Source organism: Pseudocitrobacter sp. 73, assembly GCF_008369545.1.
GTDB classification, from domain to species: Bacteria; Pseudomonadota; Gammaproteobacteria; order Enterobacterales; family Enterobacteriaceae; genus Pseudocitrobacter; species Pseudocitrobacter vendiensis.
The window spans coordinates 200552-222503 of the sequence record NZ_VTZO01000001.1 but is presented as its reverse complement, the minus strand read 5'-3'; the positions used below and the strand labels follow the sequence as shown (position 1 = coordinate 222503).

Annotated in this window: 12 protein-coding genes, 1 tRNA gene and 1 pseudogene; 4 read left to right on the top strand and 10 right to left on the bottom strand. The window is 52.6% G+C overall.

Features of this window, described 5'->3' with window-relative positions; genetic code table 11:
- Window positions 1-46 precede the first annotated feature (46 nt).
- The gene (locus tag F0Q32_RS00910) at window positions 47-1705 is read left to right on the top strand and encodes a glycerone kinase (protein WP_149461557.1); all 1659 of its coding nucleotides are present in this window, start codon (window positions 47-49) and stop codon (window positions 1703-1705) included.
- A gap of 278 nt (window positions 1706-1983) precedes the next feature.
- Here the strand turns inward: F0Q32_RS00910 and F0Q32_RS00905 are convergent, their stop codons facing one another.
- The 9 genes and pseudogenes from F0Q32_RS00905 to F0Q32_RS00870 all read right to left on the bottom strand — a co-directional run bounded on the left by F0Q32_RS00905 (window position 1984) and on the right by F0Q32_RS00870 (window position 19044).
- On the bottom strand, window positions 1984-2250 hold the full coding sequence (locus F0Q32_RS00905) for a hypothetical protein (RefSeq protein ID WP_149461556.1): 267 nt from the start codon (window positions 2248-2250) through the stop codon (window positions 1984-1986).
- Window positions 2234-2425, bottom strand: a complete 192-nt coding sequence (locus F0Q32_RS26390; protein ID WP_255475122.1) for a hypothetical protein — start codon at window positions 2423-2425, stop codon at window positions 2234-2236. Before F0Q32_RS26390 ends, F0Q32_RS00905 begins: the two co-directional genes overlap by 17 nt.
- A 144-nt stretch (window positions 2426-2569) precedes the next feature.
- Window positions 2570-2806, bottom strand: coding sequence for a hypothetical protein (locus tag F0Q32_RS26385; protein ID WP_255475121.1), 237 nt, complete (start codon window positions 2804-2806; stop codon window positions 2570-2572).
- Window positions 2807-3046: 240 nt separating this feature from the next.
- Window positions 3047-3271: a hypothetical protein gene (locus tag F0Q32_RS00895; protein ID WP_149461555.1), complete on the bottom strand. Its 225-nt coding sequence runs from the start codon at window positions 3269-3271 to the stop codon at window positions 3047-3049.
- Window positions 3271-14532: a hemagglutinin repeat-containing protein gene (locus F0Q32_RS00890; RefSeq protein ID WP_149461670.1), complete on the bottom strand. Its 11262-nt coding sequence runs from the start codon at window positions 14530-14532 to the stop codon at window positions 3271-3273. Before F0Q32_RS00890 ends, F0Q32_RS00895 begins: the two co-directional genes overlap by 1 nt.
- An 11-nt stretch (window positions 14533-14543) precedes the next feature.
- On the bottom strand, window positions 14544-16151 hold the full coding sequence (locus F0Q32_RS00885) for a ShlB/FhaC/HecB family hemolysin secretion/activation protein (RefSeq protein WP_255475120.1): 1608 nt from the start codon (window positions 16149-16151) through the stop codon (window positions 14544-14546).
- 394 nt (window positions 16152-16545) lie between these two features.
- Window positions 16546-16834, bottom strand: a pseudogene (locus tag F0Q32_RS26690) (DUF2502 domain-containing protein).
- Between the two features lie 355 nt (window positions 16835-17189).
- Window positions 17190-17277, bottom strand: a tRNA-Ser gene (locus F0Q32_RS00875).
- A gap of 144 nt (window positions 17278-17421) precedes the next feature.
- Entirely contained in the window at window positions 17422-19044 is a 1623-nt protein-coding gene (locus F0Q32_RS00870; RefSeq protein WP_149461552.1) for an ABC transporter substrate-binding protein, read from the bottom strand.
- A 201-nt stretch (window positions 19045-19245) separates the two neighbouring features.
- Here F0Q32_RS00870 and yccA point away from each other — a divergent pair, with 201 nt between their 5' ends.
- Together yccA and tusE are read left to right on the top strand one after the other, a co-directional pair.
- On the top strand, window positions 19246-19905 hold the full coding sequence (gene yccA / locus F0Q32_RS00865; protein WP_015965039.1) for an FtsH protease modulator YccA: 660 nt from the start codon (window positions 19246-19248) through the stop codon (window positions 19903-19905).
- An 86-nt stretch (window positions 19906-19991) separates the two neighbouring features.
- Window positions 19992-20321, top strand: coding sequence for a sulfurtransferase TusE (tusE, locus tag F0Q32_RS00860; RefSeq protein WP_108474537.1), 330 nt, complete (start codon window positions 19992-19994; stop codon window positions 20319-20321).
- Here the strand turns inward: tusE and yccX are convergent.
- A complete protein-coding gene (gene yccX / locus F0Q32_RS00855; protein ID WP_149461551.1) occupies window positions 20318-20599 on the bottom strand; it encodes an acylphosphatase in 282 nt (93 codons plus the stop codon). The genes tusE and yccX overlap by 4 nt on opposite strands.
- A 156-nt stretch (window positions 20600-20755) precedes the next feature.
- Between yccX and rlmI the strand changes: the two genes are divergently transcribed.
- Complete coding sequence (rlmI, locus tag F0Q32_RS00850; RefSeq protein WP_149461550.1) at window positions 20756-21946, top strand: 23S rRNA (cytosine(1962)-C(5))-methyltransferase RlmI; 1191 nt, start codon at window positions 20756-20758, stop codon at window positions 21944-21946.
- Window positions 21947-21952 lie beyond the last annotated feature (6 nt).

Here is a 21952-nt window from a genome sequence, read left to right as displayed (position 1 = left end):
CAGTTCACTGTGCAGACGTGTCACACCCTAAGCTCAGGAAACTGTTATGTCGCAATTTTTCTACAATCAACGCGAAAACCTCGTTAATGACGCGATTGAAGGGGCGGTAATCGCCAGCCCCTGGAACAACCTTGCCCGACTGGAATGCGACCCTGCGATCCGCATTGTGGTGCGCCGCGATCTGGACAAATCCAGAGTCGCCGTCATTTCCGGTGGCGGTGCAGGGCATGAACCGGCCCATGTCGGTTTCGTCGGAAAAGGCATGCTCACGGCGGCGGTGTGCGGCGATCTCTTCGCCTCTCCCAGCGTTGATGCGGTGCTTACCGCTATTCAGGCAGTCACGGGCGATGCGGGCTGCTTGCTTATCGTGAAAAACTACACCGGAGACCGGCTCAACTTTGGCCTCGCCGCTGAAAAAGCCCGCCGCATGGGCTACAAAGTGGAGATGGTGATTGTTGGCGATGACATCTCCCTGCCGGATAACAAACACCCGCGCGGGATTGCCGGCACTATCCTGATCCACAAAGTTGCAGGCTATTTTGCCGAAACCGGCAGTAACCTGGATACGGTCGCCCGCGAAGCTCGTATGGCGATGAACCGGGTCTTCAGCCTCGGCGTTGCGCTTTCAAGCTGCCATCTGCCTGCCGATCCACAGGATAACGTTCGCCACCATCCGGGCCAGGCTGAACTGGGGATGGGCATCCACGGCGAGCCTGGGGCCGTTGTCGTCGATACACAGAACAGTGCCGACATTGTGCGTCTGATGGTTGAAAAAATCGCGGCGGCAATACCGGATACGGGCCGCCTGATGCTCATGCTGAATAACCTGGGCGGCGTGTCGGTTACCGAAATGGCGATTCTCACTCGCGAACTGACCGCTGGCCCACTGGCTACACGCACCGACTGGCTCATCGGGCCGGCGCCACTCGTCAGCGCACTGGATATGAAAGGTTTTTCGATTACCGCGATGGTCATGGAAGATGGCATTGAAAAAGCGCTGCTGGCAGAGGTGAAAACCGCAGGCTGGCTGCCGCCAGTACGCCTTCGCCCACAACAAAACATGCCCTGCGATATCCGCAGCGCCCGGGTCGACTTTACGCCTTCCGAAAATGCGCGGGTTGGGCGCTACGTTGAAACGGTTACCGTGACGCTCTCAGGGCTGGAAAGCGAACTCAATGCCCTTGACGCCAAAGTGGGCGATGGTGATACCGGCTCCACTTTTGCGGCCGGCGCGCGTGAAATCGCCAGCCTGTTGCACCAGCAACAACTGCCACTGGATCAACTCGACACCTTGTGCGCACTGATCGGCGAACGCTTAACAGTGGTGATGGGCGGCTCCAGCGGTGTGCTGATGTCCATCTTCTTTACTGCGGCGGGTCAGGCCATTCACGAAGGTAAATCGGTCGTTGCCGCGCTACAGGCCGGGCTCGGTCAGATGAAGTTTTATGGCGGCGCAGATCTGGGGGATCGCACGCTGATTGACGCGCTGCAACCGGCGCTGGAGGCACTGGCGCAACATCCGGGGGATCTGAATGCGGCTTATCGGGCGGCTCAAGCCGGGGCTGATGCCACCAGCCACGCAACCAAAGCCAATGCAGGCCGGGCCTCGTATCTCAACAGCGACAGCCTGGCAGGGAATATGGATCCGGGCGCGCATGCTATCGCCATGGTGTTCAACGCGCTGGCACAACGCACAAGCGCGTAATCAAAGAGCTCGGGGACGGGCAGAAAGTCGCAGGTGACTGATTGAAATAGATATGAAGGGGGCCATTGCCCCCTTTATCAGGGTAAAGGGCATGTTGACCGTCTCTGAGTAGGCCTGGCCTGTACCATCAGCCCAAAGCAAAAAGGGGTTACCTTTCGGTAACCCCTTTTTTTATTTGGCGGAAGCGTAGGTTGCTGACTTCAAAACCAGACCAGTCCAACGCAATACAATTAACTCTTCAATAATCCCAACTGTATGAGTTGGGATTATTGCGAATCTCACTCAGGGTCTGACGGGGGCAATTTACGCGATTTTCGCTCCTCAAGTTTTGCGAAGATCCATATTCTTGCACCTGAATTTAACCCAATAATCAAACTCACAACAGATAAATAAATTAATGATTTTTTAGAATAATCAATATGTCCAGATAACAACAATTCAATAATCACATTATTTACCAGGAAAATAAAAGAATAAAAACAAAGTCCATAGTAAATAGTACTTAGAAGAAAAACAGATAATGTGGCTTTATTTTTCACTTTCATTAACTTTATTCTTAATCTTATTGCTTATAACTTCCCTACCGATACCGCCAATCAGGTCATTAACCTCCCCAGGGAAAGGAGCAAACTCACCAATTTTTACACCAAACCATGCATCAATAGCTGCACCACCGATAGAACCAGTATCTGGAGCATCAGTTAAAAATGCACTCCCCATAGAAATTCCGACGTTTTATCCAATAGTCCTTCCTGGCGCAAGCATACCTGCAATGCCTGAACTAGCACTACTTTTCCAGTTCCAGCTTTTGTTTTCATTACCAGGCTGACTCAGATCAAACCACTGATAGCTTCCGTTGGCCATTTATGCAACGACTCCACCACTAATTACCTTGCCAACCGATGCAGCAGGCCCCAAATACCAAGCCCCTGCTATCATGACACCATCCTGATAGCCTTCAACAATAACTTTTGTGATATTAGCACCTTCTGGCAGATCCCCTTTTGCCAGCTTATCCATCCCAACCTGTTTTTGTTCTGCAGTTAGATTATTAGCATCTGCATACTGATTTCTGGATGCTACAGCCTGTCCGTAACCCATCATTCCTGATGGCAGACTGAGCGCATTATTCTCAACAACAACTCTCTCCGGTGCACATTGCTGTGATGATAACGGCTTTTCCCTGTGCTTTCAGTTAGTTACAACCGTTTTCCCTGCCGTACTTCCGGCGCGGCAACTTTTTGCTCTGTTGAGCGTTTTTGGCCGCGCAGACGCTACCACCCCTCATTAACAGGAGAAGCTACCGCACCACCATCATATAGACTTAATGCTTTACCAGACTCACCGATAATAAAAATACCAAAAAACAAATCCAGCAGGTACTCCCATCCAAGTTAGTTTGAGACAAGTAATTAAATCTTTTAATGAAAATGGGAAGCTCTCATTCACATCCCAAGCTAACCATGCCCCTAATAAGCGGCCAAGCATAGTCAGGGCAAACAACGCCAAGCTCATAGAGCAGCATAAGGATAAAAGGTTAAGTAATGACTTAGTGCTATCTTTCATCACTTACCTCCACTATCTTTCAGCTTATCCTGAACCATACCCGATACAGCAGAGTCGCCGACATTACCCATTATTGATGGCAATGGATGCTGCGGTGCTGGTTTCGTTATTGTCCAAACACCAGTTGGAATCCATTCATACTGCTTCGATATTGGGTTTAATTTTTTATCAAATGGAACTTTTAGAACATTACCCGCAGCATAACCAGCCGAAGCCCCTACTTTACTCAGTAAAGACGAAATAAATGGATCATCACCACTGATTTCAGCTTGGTAATAACCACCTACTGCATTCCATGTCACGGTTGGATTATAACCTTTACCGGCAGTAATCCCACCAATCATGCCGGTTCCTATCAGATCTGAAAGTTTCACCTCACCCGTCGTTCCGTATTGCATACCGGCTCCTAATCCAACACCAACCCCCACAGCTATAAGCTGTTCTTTAGTATTATTGACTGCATTGGTGATGAAGGCCTTACCTCCCATTACCGCAACAGGCCATGAAGTTGGATCGCTGATAACAGACAGTAAGCGATCACCCTCTGTAATGTTATCTTTAAGAAACTTAAGGTCTGAGCCGTTGAGATAATTTACGATTGCTGCCGCATCGGGATCCTTTAGTTTTTCATCCAGTCTAAATTGTCCTGATTGCGGGTCATTAGCAACATTCGTACCTCCCTGAATCAGCTCCTCCCAGGTTATACACGCGACGCCACCACCAGTACAGGCCTCAGCCAGCTCCTTGCTGTTTTTGTTACTAATATCCAGATACTTCTGAACAACAGATTTGCAGTCTCCGCCAGAAGATTTGCATTCAGTTAATTCCTGATCCAGTCGTCGTGCTTCTTTAGAGCTTAGGTAGTTATTCTCAACCGTATTCTTCCCTGCCTGCGCTCCTGCTGCCGCGCCAGAGATGCTATCACCCGTCAACCCACCTGCAATTCCTGCCGATACCGAAGCCAGTGCGCTGACTGTTTGTTTCTGCTCTTCCGATAGCTCCGCTGGCTTCTGCCCCGGGTAAAGAGCATTTGCTATTGCGGCTGCAACCAGCTCACCCGATGCGCCGCCCATCGCGCCGGCGGTAGCACTGTTCCCCTGCAAGGATGCGACCACGCCACCCAAAATTGCATGAGCCAGCGCTTTTGTCGCATGGTCATTTTCATCAATTCCCATCCCGTGACCAATCAGGTTGGCCAGTTCCGGGGCCGACGCGCCCGCCAGTGCACCCGCTATATTGCCACCCGCCAGGCCAGACAGCCCGGCCGTCACGCCCTGGATGGCCCGCTGGATATCGCTTCCGGTACCGTACTGCTGCATCGCATTATCATATGCCTGCTGCGACACCATCTCATCGGTTACGGTTTTATGCTCTGCCAGTAACTGTGCCCGGGCGTTATCCAGTGCTTCAGGGTCTTTTTGTGCCGCCAGCCCTGCCAGTTGCCCCTGTGTTCTGGCAATATCAGACGCCTGACTACCGATGTCCTGGACCAGTTGAACAGCCTGCAGACGTTTCTGTTCTTTTTCCTTATCAAAGATCGGGCTGATGCTGTCGTTGGCATGTTCTGTGTCGCGGCTCAGGTCAGCCACATCCTGCTGCTGATTGGCGGTATCACGTATCGTAATCGTGCCATTACTGACCGCCGCCTGGGTCGTCCCTTCTGCGTGACCACTGTGGCTTAACGCTGAAGCCATCCCCCCGGCCATATTGCCGGTAAATTCCTTACCACCAATATCACCGCCGCCACTAATACTGGCCCCTGCGTGACTGACCTTGTAATCAGCTTTATTATCGATATCACTAAAGCCCAGCGTGCCAGTATCGAGACTGTTTTTTTCCGCTGTCGCCGTCGAGGCAATCACCGCGCCATCCAGCTGGGTATGGTTACCGACCGTAATATCGTAGCCACCCTTACCTGCGTATAACCCGGTCTGCTCCTGCACCGAGTCATAGGTGCTCTTCATCTTGTCCTGGCTGGCGTTGATGTAGCCGGAGCCTGTCATCGAGCCAAAAGTAAAGCTGCCACCTGCCGCAAGGCTGTTCTGTTTTGAATCGTAGGCATTGCTGTCCTGCTGACTGATGAGCCAAAGATCACGGCCAACATCTGCCACAATTTGGTCACCGCTGACCTGCGCCCCGGAGAGTAGGGTGTCACGGCCACTGCTGAGCGTCGTGGTGCCGCCGCTATCAAGCGTGGTTTCGGTCCATTCGGTTCCGTCGCCTTTTTCATTGCCGTGCGCGGAATTTCCGTTAGCAAAAACGCTAACTCCCCAGCCACCGCTACCCACGCCGATCCCACCCCCAACGCCGCCCCCGCTACTGCTGTTGCTTCCGGTGGTTTTCTGGGTGTTGGCTGCGCCACTCAGCAGAATATCGTTCTGCGCACTGAGAAGCGTATCGCCTCCGGCCTTCAACTGGCTTCCACCAATCAGAATGTCACCGCTGTTTACCCCGCCCTTTTTGCCATTGGCAACAATAGAGAGATCGTTCCCGGCACTCAGAGTGCTTCCCGCGATGGCATCACTTTCCTGATGTTGTTTTGATTTACTATGCTGGCTGGTCAGAGACGCACTGATACCAATGGTGTTATTGTTCCCATCTGCCGTACCTTTGGCCGCATCCAGCGCCACGCCCTGACTGGCCTGATATCCCGACAACGCCGCTTTCGTCGTTTGCAGCGCCGCCAGTCGGCTATCACTCTCACTCTTCGCCTCTTTCGCGGCGCTGACGGCGTTGTTGATGGCACCACCCACCGCGCCGGAGAGCGCAACTGTCAGGCCACTGGATTTTTGCTCAAATTTCTCATCGCGGGTGCGTTTATCGTGGCCGGGTTCAATCACCACGCTGTCCCCGATAACCGACAAATCTTTCTGCGCGATAATATCGGCACCACCAATATGCGCCTGATTTCCCGCTGAAATCACCACGCTACCGCCCGTCGAGCCCACGGTACTGAAGCTCTCACTTTGAGTGGTACCTGCTTCACGCAGGTCGTGTGTCGTTTTACTGCTGCCAATGGTGAAGCCGATACCGCCGGAGCCCATCAGGCCGCTCTTTTTGGTCTCTTTAAAGCGCCACGATGTATCGCTGTTGGTTGCCGCCAGAATATCAACATTATTGCCGCCGTGCAGCGACACGTCACCGTCCCCCACCACATTTGAGCCTTTCAGCAGCAGGTTGTTCCCCGCCGAAACGGTGACGTTATCACCGCTCAGCAACGTGCCAGCTTCACGGGTGGCGCTCTCTTCCTCGATGGTATGCGTGGTCTTTTTGCTGAGGAACCCTTTTTTGGTTTTGGTCTGTTCGAAGTAGTGGTAATCGCTTTCCGTTGCGGTAGTCAGGTTAATATCCCGACCCGCGCCCACAGCGATATCACCCTGTGCTGTGACCTGCGCAGCCTGTGCATTGACGTCCTGCCCGGCAACGATAGTTGTGTTGCCGCCGCTGGCAATTTCCGTAACCTGCTGGCGTACCGACTCATCAATGACGGTTTTTTTCTTCTCATGCGTACTGCTGCCGCTGACCGTGGCTTCGGCCTGCAGATTCACATCACGCCCGGCTTGCAAGGTAACATCATTTTCTGCAGCGAGGCCTGCGGCCTGAGAGTTAATATCCTGGCCCGCTTTCAGAATCAGGTTACCCCCGGCAGAAACCGTGGTACGTTCAAGCCCGGTACTGTGCGACTCACTGTTCCCGTTACGGCTGTCCTGACGGGTATCTGCTGCATTCAGATTGAGGTCGTTCCCTGCGGCCAGGACCACACTGTTGCCTGCGTTAACGCTGCTCGCTGTCAGGTCAAGATTGTTTCCGGCATTAATACCCAGGTTGCCGCCCGCGCTTATCGAACTGTCCTGCCAGCTCACGGCATCATGACTGGTCTGCACCTGCCAGGCAGTGGAACGACTGAAGGAATCGTTGATCTGATTCGCATTCACCGCGACATCACCCCACGCATTCATCAGCAGATCGCCGCCGGATGTAAGGTTTGCCCCGGTCACGGTGATGTTATTACCGGCGGCGAGCGACAGAGAGTCCTGGGCGTTAATAGCTGCGGTTTCCCCAAGCCGGGTATCTTTAAAGCTCGCAATATCAACCTGCTCCACCAGCGTCAGGTTATTAATATTGCCGTCCAGACTTTCCAGCGCGACAGTCTTGCCGCTAATCGTGGAACTGATGTTATTGATATCACCAATTGCATTCAGGTCGAGGTGACCGCCTGCCTGCATCAGACCATTATTGAGATTATTAATACTGTTCTGGCTGTCGAGAACCAGGTTGTTATTTGCCAGCAGCGTGCTGCCAGAGTTAGTAATATTACCGCCCGTAAGCTGGACACTATTGCCAGAAATCACACTACCGTTATTCACCGTGACGTCTTTCGGCGACAGATAGAGTTTCGGTATCATGACGGTTTCACCGTTGATGACAGCGGTCTCCCACCACAGCATACTGTGCTCAAGTGAAGACACCTGCTCTGCCGTCAGAGCCACGCCAAATTTCAGCCCCAGCGACTGCTGTGCGCTGGCGGCGTTATCCATCAGATAACGCATTTGATCCAGCTCGGAACCTATACCGTTAATGTAGCGGCTACCCGTCTGGTTCAGCATGGCGTTACTGACATAGCGCGTATCAAAAGCGGCATCACCCAGGAAACGGTAATCATAATCCGGGTTCAGGTTGAGGCGGCCAAGCATATAGGATGACCCCAGGAACTGGTTTTGATCCGTATATGCGCTGTTGGTTTCACGCGGTACATCGCCAGGTTTAATACCCAATAAAGCGTTCAAATCAGCAAACAAATTGGGATCAAGCTCCCCGAGGCCATTGAGTTTCGGGTTGACGTTGATAAGGTATGGGCTTGACGGATCGTCGGAAACGACAAAGTAACCGTTCTGCCCTGAGGGTAGCGGATACGCAGTGGTATCAACCGTTTTTCCCTGATTTTGCCCGGAGACATCCACCCCATTTGCACCAGGATTTACCGAACCTGTCAGTTGGCCGAGGCTGGTATTGCCTTTTTGTGTGCCTGAGATATTACTCAGTCCGGCGTCGGATACCGCCCCATTATCGAGCGCCCCACCGCCATTAATCTGCTGTAGCGCGTTTTGTAGCTGGTCATTCCATTGCGGGGAATTAACGTTGACCGTGCCGCTATCAACCAGTGTCTGTTTTTGGACGCCGTTACCGATTGACTGCTGACTTATTGAATTCATCGTTGGTGCAGAGAGAGTATTGCTGACGCGTCCGGCATTAGCGATCGCGGTTTCGTTACCTATAGTATCCGTGAAGTTTGCCGTTACATCGCCACCAGCCTGAATTACCGCACGAAACAGCTCGCCATTTTCAGTCTCAGTAACAATGCCATCCAAAATATAAGGCACATTATGTTCGTAAGTGGTATCGCGATGTGTCGGCGAATAGGTACCTGAAGATGAGGATGGGGAACCCCCAGTGATCACACGTTCATACTTATAAACGGCGTATTCAGTAAAGGTACCACTCTGGTAGCTCTGATTATTGAGTGTCTGCCCTGTCAGGTTGATATCATTATTCGCCAGGATTACGCTCGCCTGGTTGTTGAGTTGACTCGCAACAATATGAATATCGTTACCGGAGGCAATACGTGCACTTCCGCCCTCTGCACTCACAATCTGTGCAGTCTGGCTCAGTGCAAATTTACGCGTTTCATACCCTTCCACCGGGCGATAATAGAAATGGGTATCCTCATACAGGAAGCAGGGTTTGCCTCCGCAGGAACCCGCCCCATCATGAGTATAAGTGCTGTATTTATCCTGAATTAATGTCTCGAGACCCAGGACAGCCACCGGAATATCAACATCCGATTGCCCAATCCAGTCGTAGTTTGAGGAGAGATCTGTCGGCTGCGTTGTTGACTGCAAACCAGCACGTTCATTACGCAACGCCACCGTCTTAATGGTGATGTCGCCGTTCTGCGTCTCAATGGTGCCGGAGGTATTCACAACTTCAACGTTAGCATTGCCTGCCGCATCTTTTTGCATCCACAGATGATTACCCGCCAGAATATCGCCACGCAGATTGGTAATACTGTTGGCATAAAGCGCAAGGTTATTTGCGGCATACAGCAACGCCGTATTGATAATTTCGCCCGGCGCATTAAGCGTCAACGAACCCAAGGTGCCGGTAAAGCCATCGACCGAAATATTGCCTAAACTGGTCACCGCAATATCACCGCCACCTTGCAGCGTTCCCGCTGCATTCAGCAGGACATTGCGACCGCTGAATGAACTCGCATCGCGACCCGTCGTTATCTGCCCGTTGTTACTGAGTTGCCCGCCAGCGTGCAGATTGACTGCCTGCCCCTGCATAACGCCCTGGTTATCAATAGCACCATCGCTGGTGACAGAAAGTGTTTTCCCTGCGGCAAGCGTATTTTCGGCGGTAAAGGCATTAACCAGCTTCAGCGTTACATTTCCCAGTGCAATCACCTGGCCGAGAGGATTCAGACCCGTACTCTGAACCGACAAATCACCGCCGCTTAACAACGTACCTGCGGCACTCTGGTTAACCTGAAGGGCATTAACAAGAAGTTGCGACGTTCCCATTAACGTGCCGTTATTGTTCAACTGGCCGTAATTGACTGTAAGCTGGCCTGCCTGGGTTGTGCCCTTATTCGTGAAATCGCTGCCTGTCAGCGTCGCGTTATCCGCAAGCCAGTTCCCGTCATTACTGGCCGTTGCAGCATTAACGATAAGATTCGTCGCCTGCAGCCAGCCCGTCCCGGCGTAGTCTGGGGTGGTGAGCGTCAGCCCCGCGCCGGCAAGCAGTTTGCCCTCATTATGCAGTCGGGCTGTGGCATTAAGGCGGCTATCACTGCCACCCTGAATTAATCCATCATTGAAAAGAGAGGACGTATTTACCGTCATCGCCTCGCGGCTGACAATTTCTCCGTCAGTATTGTTAGTTAAATCGCCACCAAGTGTCAGCGTGGTGCCATTATCGCCCTGCAACCTTCCACTGTTGGTTAACGCCCCGGAAGTTACAGCAAGCACCGCGCCCTGAATTTTACCGCTATTAGCTACGGACGCTGCGTTCAGATTCAGCACGCCACCGCTTAACAGACTACCAGAACGCGCCTGGCTGACGGCCCCACTCATGGCTAATGTCAGACCGTTTACACCACTGATCGCCCCACCATTATCGAACGAGGTTCCCTTCAGCGTAAGGTTTTTGGCCGCCCACTGCCCCTGGTTAGCTAACGAGAGCGCCTGTAGAGCCGCATTACCGAGCGCCGTAATTTTACTTCCTGCAGAAGACGTTAAATGATCGGCGAGCGTCAGTTGCAGCGTATCGGCGCTCTGAATTGCACCGCTATTATTCAGCGACCGGGCACTGAGTAACACCGATTGCCCCTGCCATATTCCGGCATTGGTAACGTCTGCGGACGTCACTGTCAGCGCGCCCTGCGTCAACAATGAGCCACCCGCCGCGTTAATCAGTTCCTGTTGCGATGACGCCATCGCCACCCGAGCCGTCAAATTCTCCCGCGCTTCGAGCGTCAGGCTTTGCAGGCCCGTCAGCGTTCCCTGGTTGTGGATACTATTCTGGTGCGCCGCCAGCGTATTTCCCTGTACTGTCCCGCTGTTCGTCAATTGCTGGCCGTCCAGCGTAATACCACGTTCACTCAGGATCTTACCGCTATTATCAAATTGCGGTGCAATCAGCCGCATTGTTCCCTGACTCATCAGATCGCCCGGCGTAGTGAGCGTATTACTAACATCAGCCGTCAGAGTACCAAGGCTAAGCAGTGAGCCATTATGCTGCCAGTCATTTGCGACAACGGTAACGTTCTGCCCCTGTAAGGTGCCTTGTGTTGTCATATTCCCTGCATTGAGGGCAAGCATACCGCCGCTCAATGTGCGGGATGCAGAACCGGTAGCAAGGGTATCGCCAGTCAGTGTTAACCCCTTCATCCCCTGCCACAGGCCGGTATTACTGAGCGCCCCGGCTGTGAGCGAAAGCGTATCGCCTGCAATACGTCCGGCGCTGCTCAGGTTATCGGCCACCAGCGACAAAGCACCACCACTTTGAATCTGCCCCTGGTTTATAAGCTGCCCGGTCAGTGCCCCTTGCATGCCGCTCAGGCCATTAAGCACCCCGCTGTTGTTCAGCATCTTTGCCGTTAGCGCAATCGTATCGCCCTGCATCACACCCGTGTTATCCACCAGGCTTGCGTCCATCGTTAGCGCTTTGCCCGCTAACCATCGGCCTGCCGGGTTCGTTGTGAGGATATCCGCAGTGACCGACACATTGTCATTCCCCTGTACCAGGCCATCGTTACGAATTGATGTTCCGCTCAGCGTGATATTTTGGGCGGCCAGAGAGCCGTCATTTTCCAGTGTGGCAGCGCTGACTAACGCATCGTGCTTCGCCAGTATCTGCCCCTGGTTGTTTAACGCATCACGCATCTGCAGATCGACACTGTCTGCCTGAATATTGCCCACGTTAGACAACTGCGCGCCTTCCAGGGTAAAGCCGTTGTTAACCAGCAACAGGCCGTGGTTTTCCAGCTTGTCGAGATTCAGAACCAGCCCCGCCCCACTCACTATTTGGCCCGGTTGAGCATTCAGCACATTCCGGGAAGTGAGCTGTAATGCACTATTTCCCTGCACAAGACCGTTGTTGGTCAGTTCCGGCGAGCCGATGATGAGCGATTTTGCCGCAATGGTATGGTCGTTAAACAACCGGGATGCAGTCAGTTCAAACAAATTCTGGCTAAGTAATTTCCCCTGATTATCAAGCCGCCCGCTTGCCACAATCTTCAGGTCATTTCGTGCCTGAACACTGCCACTATTTTGCAGGTTGTCAGCGGTGATCGTCGCCGAAGCACCTTCCACCAGGCCGTTATTTTCGAACTGATTGGCATTAATCAGCAGCTCCTCGCCCCCAGTCACCTGAGCGCCAGCAAGGTTACTGAAATGGCTACCGTTCCAGGCGAGAGTCTGGCTTGCCTGCAAAATCCCGCTATTGTTCAGATCACCTTGCAGCTCAAGGAGCTTCGCTGCCAGCATCCCCTGGTTATCAATACGCGTGGCCGCCAACACCATTTTTTGCTGACTTAACACTTGCCCCTGGCTGGAGAAGAGATCGTGAACCGTAGCCGTTACGCCCGATTCACCTAACGCATTCCCACTATTAACCCATTCATTTGTCTGCAGCGTCAGGGTATCTCCCTGTAATAACCCCGCATTATTAAACGTCTGGCTGGTGAGATTTATCGCCCCAACGGAGAGCATATTTCCGCGGTTATTCATGGACTGGCTGTTCAACTTCATGCTATTCGCCGCCAGTAAACCGGCGTTATCGAGATGTTGCCCGGAGATGGATAGGGCATTTCCCGCCAGTAAACGACCTGTAGCGTCGTTTGTCACCGTCGCATAATCGTTTTGCATACTGATGCCGTTGATCTCACCTGCATTCACCAGGCTGCTACCGCCAAGACGTAAATTGCCATCCGTCGTGATCAACCCGCGGTTAGTCAGATTGGGAATATCCAGCGTCAGTGCAGCAATACTGTAGAGCGAACCGCCACTGAGGTTAGTTAATTCTCCCGTATGCAAATTCAGCGCCGCATTGCCCTGCATCAGGCCGCTATTGGTGATCCGCTGACTGGTAAGATTCAGGCTATCAGCCACCAGCGTGCCATTATTGGCGATAGTGTCTGGCGCGTTAAGATAGACAGTTCGGGCATTCGATTTACCGTCATGGGTCAGCGTATTCGCTGCCACGGTAAATTGATTATTCGCGGCATGGGTTCCGCTAAGGGAGGCGGTTTCTGTCGTCAGCGTCAGATCGTTTCCACTTTGTACCTGCGCGCTGGCGGCGGTCGTCACCGATTTAGCGTTGATATTCAGTGAATCCGCTGCATTGAGTCGCCCTGTAACACGGACATCCTGTTCGGCGACAATCGCCAGTGATTTCCCCTGCACAACCCCGCCGTTATTCAGGCTGCTTCCCTTAATGCTCGCAGCTTCCTCGGCACTCCACTGCCCACTGTTACTCAAAGATTTTCCGACAACATTAAGCTGTTTTCCGGCAATAACACTTCCCTGCGTAGCGATGCTTTCACTGCTGGTGAGCGCAATATTTCCAGCAGCATCTGCCTGAGCTACGTTGTTCTGTATGAGCGTTTGCGCATTGGCTGTCAGATTCTGGCCTGCTGTAAGCTTGCCGCCGTTCTGCGTGAGCCGTCCATTAGCACTTAACTGTATGTTTTTATCACTGACCAGCGTTGCGTTATTCAGGGCGATAGCGTTCTGACTGCTGACAAATACGTTCTCGCCCGCCTTATGATCGCCACTTAACGCAATATCCTGACCTTGCGCCGTCATCGCTCCACTTGCCAGGCTGTTTTTTACCGTCAGCTTCCCGTTCGCATCCAGCGTAATATCGCCCTGCCGCGCATTCAGGTTCCCCAGGTTAACGCCCAGCCCTTTTTCGCTGGAAACAAGGTGAATACGGTTGGCATACATGCCCCCCAGCGCACCGGTATCGACGGCAACTTTTGGCGCATCGCCTTCACCTTTCAGCGCAGTGATTTCACCGCTGGCCGATACCCGATTGGCTCCGGCGATGACCTTTAAATCTTTTGCATGCAGCGCGGCGTTGATTTCCGTGGCTCGGGCGATAATCGATACGGCGTCGCTCTGGCTGCCATCCAGCCCCAGCCCTTCTATGGTAATGCTGCCTTTTGTGACATCGAGCGACTGGAGTTTACCGTTCGCGTCGAGCACCGGCTTTCCGGTAGTCAGCGTGGCGTTAGGGGTATTGATAAATCCGCAACCGTTACAGGTGATGCCATAGGGGTTCGCCACGATCACGTTAGCCGCTTTCCCCGCCACTTCGGTGTAGCCCTGAAGCTGCGAGCGATTCGTGCCGGTCACTTCGTTGATAATACCTTTGGCTTCCTGCCCGGCTTTCAGGTTGGGGTTATTCTGGATAAGGCCGCCAAGCTGGGTCTGATTCAGCTTGCCGGTGGCGTTATTGAGGATCAGCCCCTCTTTGCCAACGTTGTAATCGTGATATTTGTTGTGCGAAATACCGGACTGATTTGGCGTGGCGATGTTTACAACGGGCACACCGTTGCCCGCTTTATCCATCTGCGTATTGCCGGATGGGGTGATGGAGGCCGCAATGGCCGGGAGCACAGGCTGTGTAATCAGCAGCAGACTGAACAGCCCACTCACGACACGTTGGGAAAAACGAACCTGATCCTTTTCCATCATCCTGCCCCTTAAAGTGCCACTGAAATGCGGTAATAAATATTGAGATGATCCGGCGAAAGCCAGCCTGGATACGCCAGCGGCGTACCAACGGTGAACTGGCTGGAGAACCAGCGCCCGGCGCTGGTCAGCCCGACAGCACCGCCCCACAACGTGCCTGCGGCATATTGGTCGCTGGCATCCTTTTTCAGCCAGCCCCCGTCCAGCGCCGCCATCGTGCCGATTTGCCCCAGAACAGGCATCGTGAACAGGGTGTAATTGATTTCATTACGCCAGTAGCCGCCGTTATCGCCAGAGATGTACTGTTCTTTAAAACCGCGTACGGAACTTTCACCGCCAATGCTCAGGCGTTCGCTGCCATAAAGCCGGTCTGGTGACCACTGCCAGTAGACGCTGGAAAGCCACCACAGCTTATCCGTCAGCCCGCGCTGCCAGCTGGCGTTAACGCTCCATTTGCGGAACTGCGCTTTCGGCTGATCGGGGTAAAGGTGATCGTCAGTGGCGTTAAACCACGGCATTCCGCGGCTGAAGGTAGGGTTGAATGTCGCCACGCCGCCGAGGATTTTCTGGGTATGATTGAGGCCAAACAGCAGGCTGGTGAACTCCTGGCTGCTGCTTTCCAGTTTCACACCATCAAGGAAATTACGGTTTACACGGTGGTTCAGACCGAGAGAAACGCCGGTTTTCAGGTCGCCGTTGCGAAACAACACGTGGGAATAATTTATCCGGTGCGTTTCCGTGTCACCCGTGGATCGCCAGTTGTAGCCGGCGTTATCAATGACGTTGAGATAGTCGTTCCAGGTGTAGGTGTAATCAAACAGACCATAGCCGTAGGGGATGCTGACACCTGCGGCAAGATTTTTCGCATCGCGCGAATGAGAAAACGCGCTGCTTCGCCCGCCGCTGATAAACCATTTATCTGCCAGACCTAACAGGTTATTACCCACCAGCGAGGCGGAGATTTGCCCAACACCCGTGCTTTTCTGGCCGCTGTTATCAAACGTGACGGATGCCTGAAGTGGAAACTCCGGCGTGGCGGTGAGGTTTACAATGGAGTCGCCCGGCAGCTCTCCGGGCAAGATTTCAATTTGTACGGGAGCGGTACGTACGCGGTTAATTTGCTCCATACCCTGCTCGATATCCCGTAGGTTTAGCGGTTTACCCTCCAGGCCAGGAAAGGTCATTGCCAGTGTACGCGCAGGTACACCTTCCAGGCGGATTTGTTGCAAACGACCTTCCAGCACGGCGATATGTAATTCACCGCCAGAGAGATCCTGCTCCGTCAGATATGCACGGCTGGTGATATAGCCACGCTGAATATACCAGTCAGAGATCTGATTCGTGAGCTGGGTGATTTGCGCAATATTGAGGCAACGCCCCTGCCACGGGCGAATCATTTTTTGCTGTTCCCGTGGGGACATCAGCGTCGCATTTTGCAGGGTAATGTGATTGAGCGTAAAACAAGGGCCCGCGGCATCTGCCGGTGCGGATGAAGGATGTTCCTGCGGTATCGGTGTGGCGCGCTGAAGCTCGTCACGCTGCTGCTGGTTTTGATCCAGCAGTTGCTGTTGCTGCTGTTGAATCGAATTACGGTCAGCAGGCGATAAAAGGGCCGTCATGCCTGAAAAGGAAATACCGCTAAAAAAAAGTGCGACAGCCGCTTGCCGTGGAGAAAACACCATCCATCAATTCCCTGATAATCAATATCATCTTAATAAAAGACACGTGATAAAGAGGGACATTGCACTTTAAGTAAAATCAAGTCAATGAATGTAATTGTTTGTATTTATCCATAAGATCAGGGAGATATACTGCAACATTTCTGGATAGCTTTATTTATCAATAGAATGAATGTATGTCAGGCGGGAACTGATGAGGCTCAGTTTAATTAAAAACATGTTAAAAACGTGAAGTAATGCAGTGCTTTTTGTTAACTTAATCCTATTTGATACTACGCGTACAAAGACCAGAACATCCCGTAAAGATAAAGCCTGAAACAGGCCTTTTCCCTACTCAGTGATGGTGATGATGTTTCTTCCAGTCATGCTTATAGGCCTTTTGGCCGTCTTTATAGCCTTTCTCATAAGCTTTGCGCTTTTTTACGCCAGTGCTTATCGTGCCATTCATAATGGCGATCCCAGTAATCCCGGTTTTGCCAGTGGTTACCATCCCAGTAGTGACCATATGAATCACGATCGCCAATTTGTAGCTTAATTGAAGGTAATAGCGTTATCTCTTCCGCCTGAATCACCAGTGGCTGTGACGCCAGCAGCACAGCGGCCAGTAATAGTATCTTTCGCATTTGCCTCTCCTTAACAAGTGCATATTAATTGATACAATTTATCACATCCGTGTTACCTGAACTCCAGGCTAATTCTGCTTTTGCCTGTTCTTATCCCTTAACAGCGCCGGTATGTTACATTCGGTACTGCTCTTTGCTAAGGCCACATTTTTTCATCCTGAGATAAAGCTTAGTTGAATGACATCATCGCCCGACAGTATCCTGGAACTCAGGCTGCAAGGTAAAACAGATGCTGGTCACGAATCTGTCTGATGTATTCTTAAACTCACCAACGCAAGCCTGACGGAAATGGCATACTGGAAACCGACAGAAAAGCAAAAAACCCCAGACAATTTCTTGTCTGGGGTTTCATATTTGGCGGAAGCGTAGAGATTCGAACTCTAGAACCCTTTCGGGTCGCCGGTTTTCAAGACCGGTGCCTTCAACCGCTCGGCCACGCTTCCAATGAGGCGCACTATAAACATCCCGCTCCGACCTGTAAAGCCCCATTTTGTTCGTTTGCCTGAAAAACAGTCAAAAACGTGTTATTCGTCTGAAATTACAACAAAATGGCGAGTTTTTCGACACTTACAGCGCGCTCAGTTTGATTAATGCTTCTTGATGTACATATCTTTCGTGAAGTAATAGCCCAACCTGTCAGGCGTGAAACCGCCCACCCACGGTTTCACCAGGTGCGATCGTACATAGTGGTACACCGGAATAGACGGCACATCCTGCGCTAACAGATCTTCGGCCTGCTGATAATAACGTCCGCGCGCGGCGATATCAGGGGCTTTCGCCGCATTCAGCAACGCTGCATCATAAGCCGGGTTGCTATAGCGGCTGGTGTTACTGCTGTCGCCGGTGCGGAAGTTGTTGAGGAAGGTGGTGGCATCGTCATAATCGGCAATCCAGGCGTAGCGCACGGCGTCAAAATTTCCCGTGCGTTTCGCGTCGAGCATCGTTTTCCACTCCTGATTTTGCAGTTTGACCTCCACACCAAGATTTTTCTTCCACATCGATGCGGCGGCAATAGCAATACGTTGATGCGACTCAGAGGTGTTATAGAGCAGATTAAAGCTCAGCGGGTGGTCGTCGCCAAAACCGGCTTCCGCGAGCAACTTTTTAGCTTCAGCTATCCGCTTCTCGCGCGGCCAACTGGCGTAGTCAGGATTTTTTAGCGTGATACCGCCAATCTCTGGCTGACTCACCAGCCAGGCCGGACGTTGCCCCTGCCCCAATACTTGCCCGGCAATGATCTCTTTATCCAGCGCCATATTCAGCGCGCGGCGCACGCGGGCGTCGTTAAATGGCGGGCGGGTGGTGTTAAGTTCGTAGTAATAGGTCGCCAGATGGGGAGAGACATCAAGCTGCTCCGGCATCGTTTTCTTCAGCAGCGCAAACTGGTTAATCGGCACCGTTGAGGTAATGTCAATTTCGCCCGCCCGATAGCGGTTCACATCCGCCGCTTCCGATGAGATGGGCAGATAAGTGACCTGATTGATCACCGTGTGGGCGTCATCCCAGTAGCGCGGATTGCGTTTGCCGACAATTCGCTCATTCACCACCCATTGAGACAACGTATAGGGCCCGCTGCTGACAAAGTGTTCAGGCTTAGTCCATTTTTCAGCAAAGCGCATGATCAGCGTTTTATCCAGCGCCACCAGCGACGGGTGCGCCAGCATCGGTAAAAATGCGGCGGTAGGCTGAGTGAGCGTAATTTCCAGCGTTTTATCATCAAGCGCTTTAACGCCCAGCGTATCCGGCGCTTTTTTCCCTTCGGCGATATCGGCAGCATTGACAATATTCATATTTCCCAGATAGCTGGCGTAAGGTGAGGCCGTTTTCGGGTCAACCAAACGCTGCCAGCTCCAGACGACATCCTGTGCGGTAATCGGCGTACCGTCGGACCATGTAATCCCCTCGCGCAGGTGGAATATCCAGTTACCTTTGTTTTCCCACGATGCCGCCAGCCGGGGTTCAATCGTGCCATCAGGCTTCACCGCCACCAGCCCGTCGAACATGTCGCTGATGATATTAAATTCAACGTCACTTTCGACTTTATGCGGATCCAACGAGGCGGGCTCGCTGCCGTTGTTTCTGACCAGTTCCTGTTTTTCCGCCAGTATCGTGCCCTGCGGTACGTTCGCCGCGTTGGCAGAGGTGGAGAGGAACGCCAGCCCTGTCGCCAGCATGATGGCGGTAATACGGTTGTGATGATGTGGTTTCATTTCCCTTGCCTTTATTTTAATTGTTGAGACACCCTCTTCACTCTTAGCCCTGCTAACGATATAAGGCAATGTTTTTCAGTCACCTATAAGAGGTTGATCTCGGTCTTTGCGCTGAGTAAAGATGGGTAAAAGGATTAGGGGATATGCAGGACATTTCTTATGCTGTTTCACTATTAATATCCATCATGAAGAGAGTGAATCATGGATCGCATAATTACCTCATCGCGTGACCGCTCGTCCCTGCTGAGCACGCATAAAGTTCTGCGTAATACCTATTTCCTGCTGAGCCTGACGCTGGCGTTTTCGGCGATCACCGCAACCGCAAGCACCGTACTGATGCTACCGTCTCCGGGATTGATTCTGACGCTGGTCGGCATGTACGGCCTGATGTTCCTGACCTATAAAACCGCGAACAAACCGACCGGGATTATCTCCGCGTTCGCCTTCACCGGTTTCCTGGGTTATATCCTGGGGCCAATCCTCAACGCCTACCTTTCTGCCGGTATGGGCGATGTGATTGGTATGGCGCTGGGCGGTACCGCGCTGGTGTTCTTCTGCTGCTCGGCCTACGTGCTGACCACCCGCAAAGACATGTCCTTCCTCGGTGGTATGCTGATGGCAGGTATTGTGGTGGTGCTGATTGGTATGGTGGCAAACATCTTCCTGCAACTGCCGGCTCTGCATCTGGCGATTAGCGCTGTGTTCATTTTGATCTCTTCTGGCGCGATCCTGTATGAGACCAGCAACATCATTCACGGCGGTGAAACCAACTACATCCGCGCCACCGTGAGCCTGTATGTGTCGCTGTACAACATCTTTATCAGCCTGCTGAGCATCCTGGGCTTCGCCAGCCGCGATTAACGCTGACTGAACATCACAAGGCCTCGCTTATGCGGGGCCTTTTTTTTTGCTACACTGCCCACCGTTTGTATGGCATGTGAAAAATTATGTTGATCTACGAAGACCGTGAAATTGAGACCGATAACGACGGTTATCTGAAAGACTCCACCCTGTGGAGCGAAGGCATGGCGGTTGCAATTGCCGCAAATGAAGGCATTGAACTGAGCCCGGAACATTGGGAAGTGGTGCGTTTTGTTCGCGAGTTTTATCTGGAGTTTAACACCTCCCCCGCTATCCGCATGCTGGTGAAGGCGATGGCCAATAAGTTTGGCGAAGAGAAAGGCAACAGCCGCTATCTGTATCGTTTATTCCCGAAAGGCCCGGCTAAGCAGGCGACGAAAATTGCCGGCCTGCCTAAACCGGTAAAATGCATTTAATAGCGAATGCTGAAGCCATCCCACGCTTTCTGGGGTTGATGCGGTTCGGCCAGAACCCGGTCAACTCTGGCGCTGCGTGGGCCTCCGGCTTTTAGCCACGCCAGCAACGCTTCCACCTGCTCCTGTTCGCCGCAGGCGACCACTTCCACGCTGCCGTCATCCATATTACGGACGTAGCCCTTAAGCCCTAACCGTAGCGCTTCTCGCTGAGTGTTGTAGCGAAACCCTACGCCCTGAACAAGGCCATAGACCCACGCAATGGTGCACACTGATGCCATTTTGCCTCCCGTCGCAATCCCTGAAGTTCCATTAAGTATGACATTTTCCAGACGTTTTACCGAACGCGGGGCCGCAATATTGCCATGTTCATTGCAATTGGACGGCGAAGTCGGGAAAATGCAGCCCTTCCCATCGAATAGCCAGAATAATTATCTATGAGCGTACGTTTAGTGTTAACCAAAGGGCGTGAGAAATCCTTACTCCGCCGCCATCCCTGGGTCTTTTCCGGGGCCGTTGCCCGCATGGAAGGCAAAGCCAACCTCGGTGAAACCATTGATATCGTTGATCACAAAGGGAAATGGTTAGCCCGCGGGGCTTACTCGCCGGAATCGCAAATCCGCGCGCGCGTCTGGACGTTCGATGCCGATGAAACCATCGATATCGCCTTTTTTGTCCGTCGCCTGCAACAAGCGCAGCAGTGGCGCGACTGGCTGGCACAGCAGGATGGCCTCGATAGCTATCGTCTGATTGCCGGTGAATCTGACGGGTTGCCGGGCGTAACGATCGACCGCTTTGGCAACTTCCTCGTCCTGCAACTGTTGAGCGCCGGAGCGGAATATCAGCGCGCGGCGTTAATCAGCGCGTTGCAAACGCTGTACCCGGAGTGCCCGATTTATGATCGTAGCGACGTTGCTGTGCGTAAGAAAGAGGGTATGGAACTGACGCAAGGCCCGGTTACCGGTGAACTGCCGCCAGCCCTGCTGCCAATTCAGGAACACGGTATGAAGCTGCTGGTGGATATCCAGCACGGTCACAAAACCGGTTACTACCTCGATCAGCGCGACAGCCGTCTGGCAACACGCCGCTATGTAGCCGACAAACGCGTCCTCAACTGCTTCTCTTATACCGGCGGTTTCGCTGTCTCTGCGCTGATGGGCGGTTGCCGTCAGGTCACCAGCGTCGATACGTCGCAGGAAGCGCTGGATATCGCAAAACAGAATGTCGAACTGAACAAACTGGATCTCAGCAAAGCGGAGTTCGTCCGTGACGACGTGTTCAAACTGCTGCGCAAATACCGCGATCAGGGCGAAAAATTCGACGTTATCGTGATGGATCCGCCGAAATTTGTTGAGAATAAAAGCCAGCTTCAGGGCGCCTGCCGTGGCTATAAAGATATCAACATGCTCGCTATCCAACTGCTGAATCCGGGTGGCGTGCTGCTGACCTTCTCCTGCTCCGGGCTGATGACAACAGATTTATTCCAGAAAATCATCGCTGATGCCGCAATAGATGCCGGTCGTGATGTACAATTTATAGAGCAGTTCCGTCAGGCGGCCGATCACCCGGTGATCGCCACTTATCCCGAAGGGCTGTATCTGAAAGGGTTTGCCTGTCGCGTCATGTAACTTGAA

What these genes read in the sequence shown, in the direction of transcription:
- F0Q32_RS00910 (WP_149461557.1), top strand. Translation starts at nt 47, where the DNA reads ATGTCGCAATTTTTCTACAATCAACGCGAAAACCTCGTTAATGACGCG.
- F0Q32_RS00905 (WP_149461556.1), bottom strand. Translation starts at nt 2,250, where the DNA reads ATGAAAGTGAAAAATAAAGCCACATTATCTGTTTTTCTTCTAAGTACT.
- F0Q32_RS26390 (WP_255475122.1), bottom strand. Translation starts at nt 2,425, where the DNA reads ATGGGGAGTGCATTTTTAACTGATGCTCCAGATACTGGTTCTATCGGT.
- F0Q32_RS26385 (WP_255475121.1), bottom strand. Translation starts at nt 2,806, where the DNA reads ATGGGTTACGGACAGGCTGTAGCATCCAGAAATCAGTATGCAGATGCT.
- F0Q32_RS00895 (WP_149461555.1), bottom strand. Translation starts at nt 3,271, where the DNA reads ATGAAAGATAGCACTAAGTCATTACTTAACCTTTTATCCTTATGCTGC.
- F0Q32_RS00890 (WP_149461670.1), bottom strand. Translation starts at nt 14,532, where the DNA reads ATGGAAAAGGATCAGGTTCGTTTTTCCCAACGTGTCGTGAGTGGGCTG.
- F0Q32_RS00885 (WP_255475120.1), bottom strand. Translation starts at nt 16,151, where the DNA reads ATGACGGCCCTTTTATCGCCTGCTGACCGTAATTCGATTCAACAGCAG.
- F0Q32_RS00870 (WP_149461552.1), bottom strand. Translation starts at nt 19,044, where the DNA reads ATGAAACCACATCATCACAACCGTATTACCGCCATCATGCTGGCGACA.
- yccA (WP_015965039.1), top strand. Translation starts at nt 19,246, where the DNA reads ATGGATCGCATAATTACCTCATCGCGTGACCGCTCGTCCCTGCTGAGC.
- tusE (WP_108474537.1), top strand. Translation starts at nt 19,992, where the DNA reads ATGTTGATCTACGAAGACCGTGAAATTGAGACCGATAACGACGGTTAT.
- yccX (WP_149461551.1), bottom strand. Translation starts at nt 20,599, where the DNA reads ATGGCATCAGTGTGCACCATTGCGTGGGTCTATGGCCTTGTTCAGGGC.
- rlmI (WP_149461550.1), top strand. Translation starts at nt 20,756, where the DNA reads ATGAGCGTACGTTTAGTGTTAACCAAAGGGCGTGAGAAATCCTTACTC.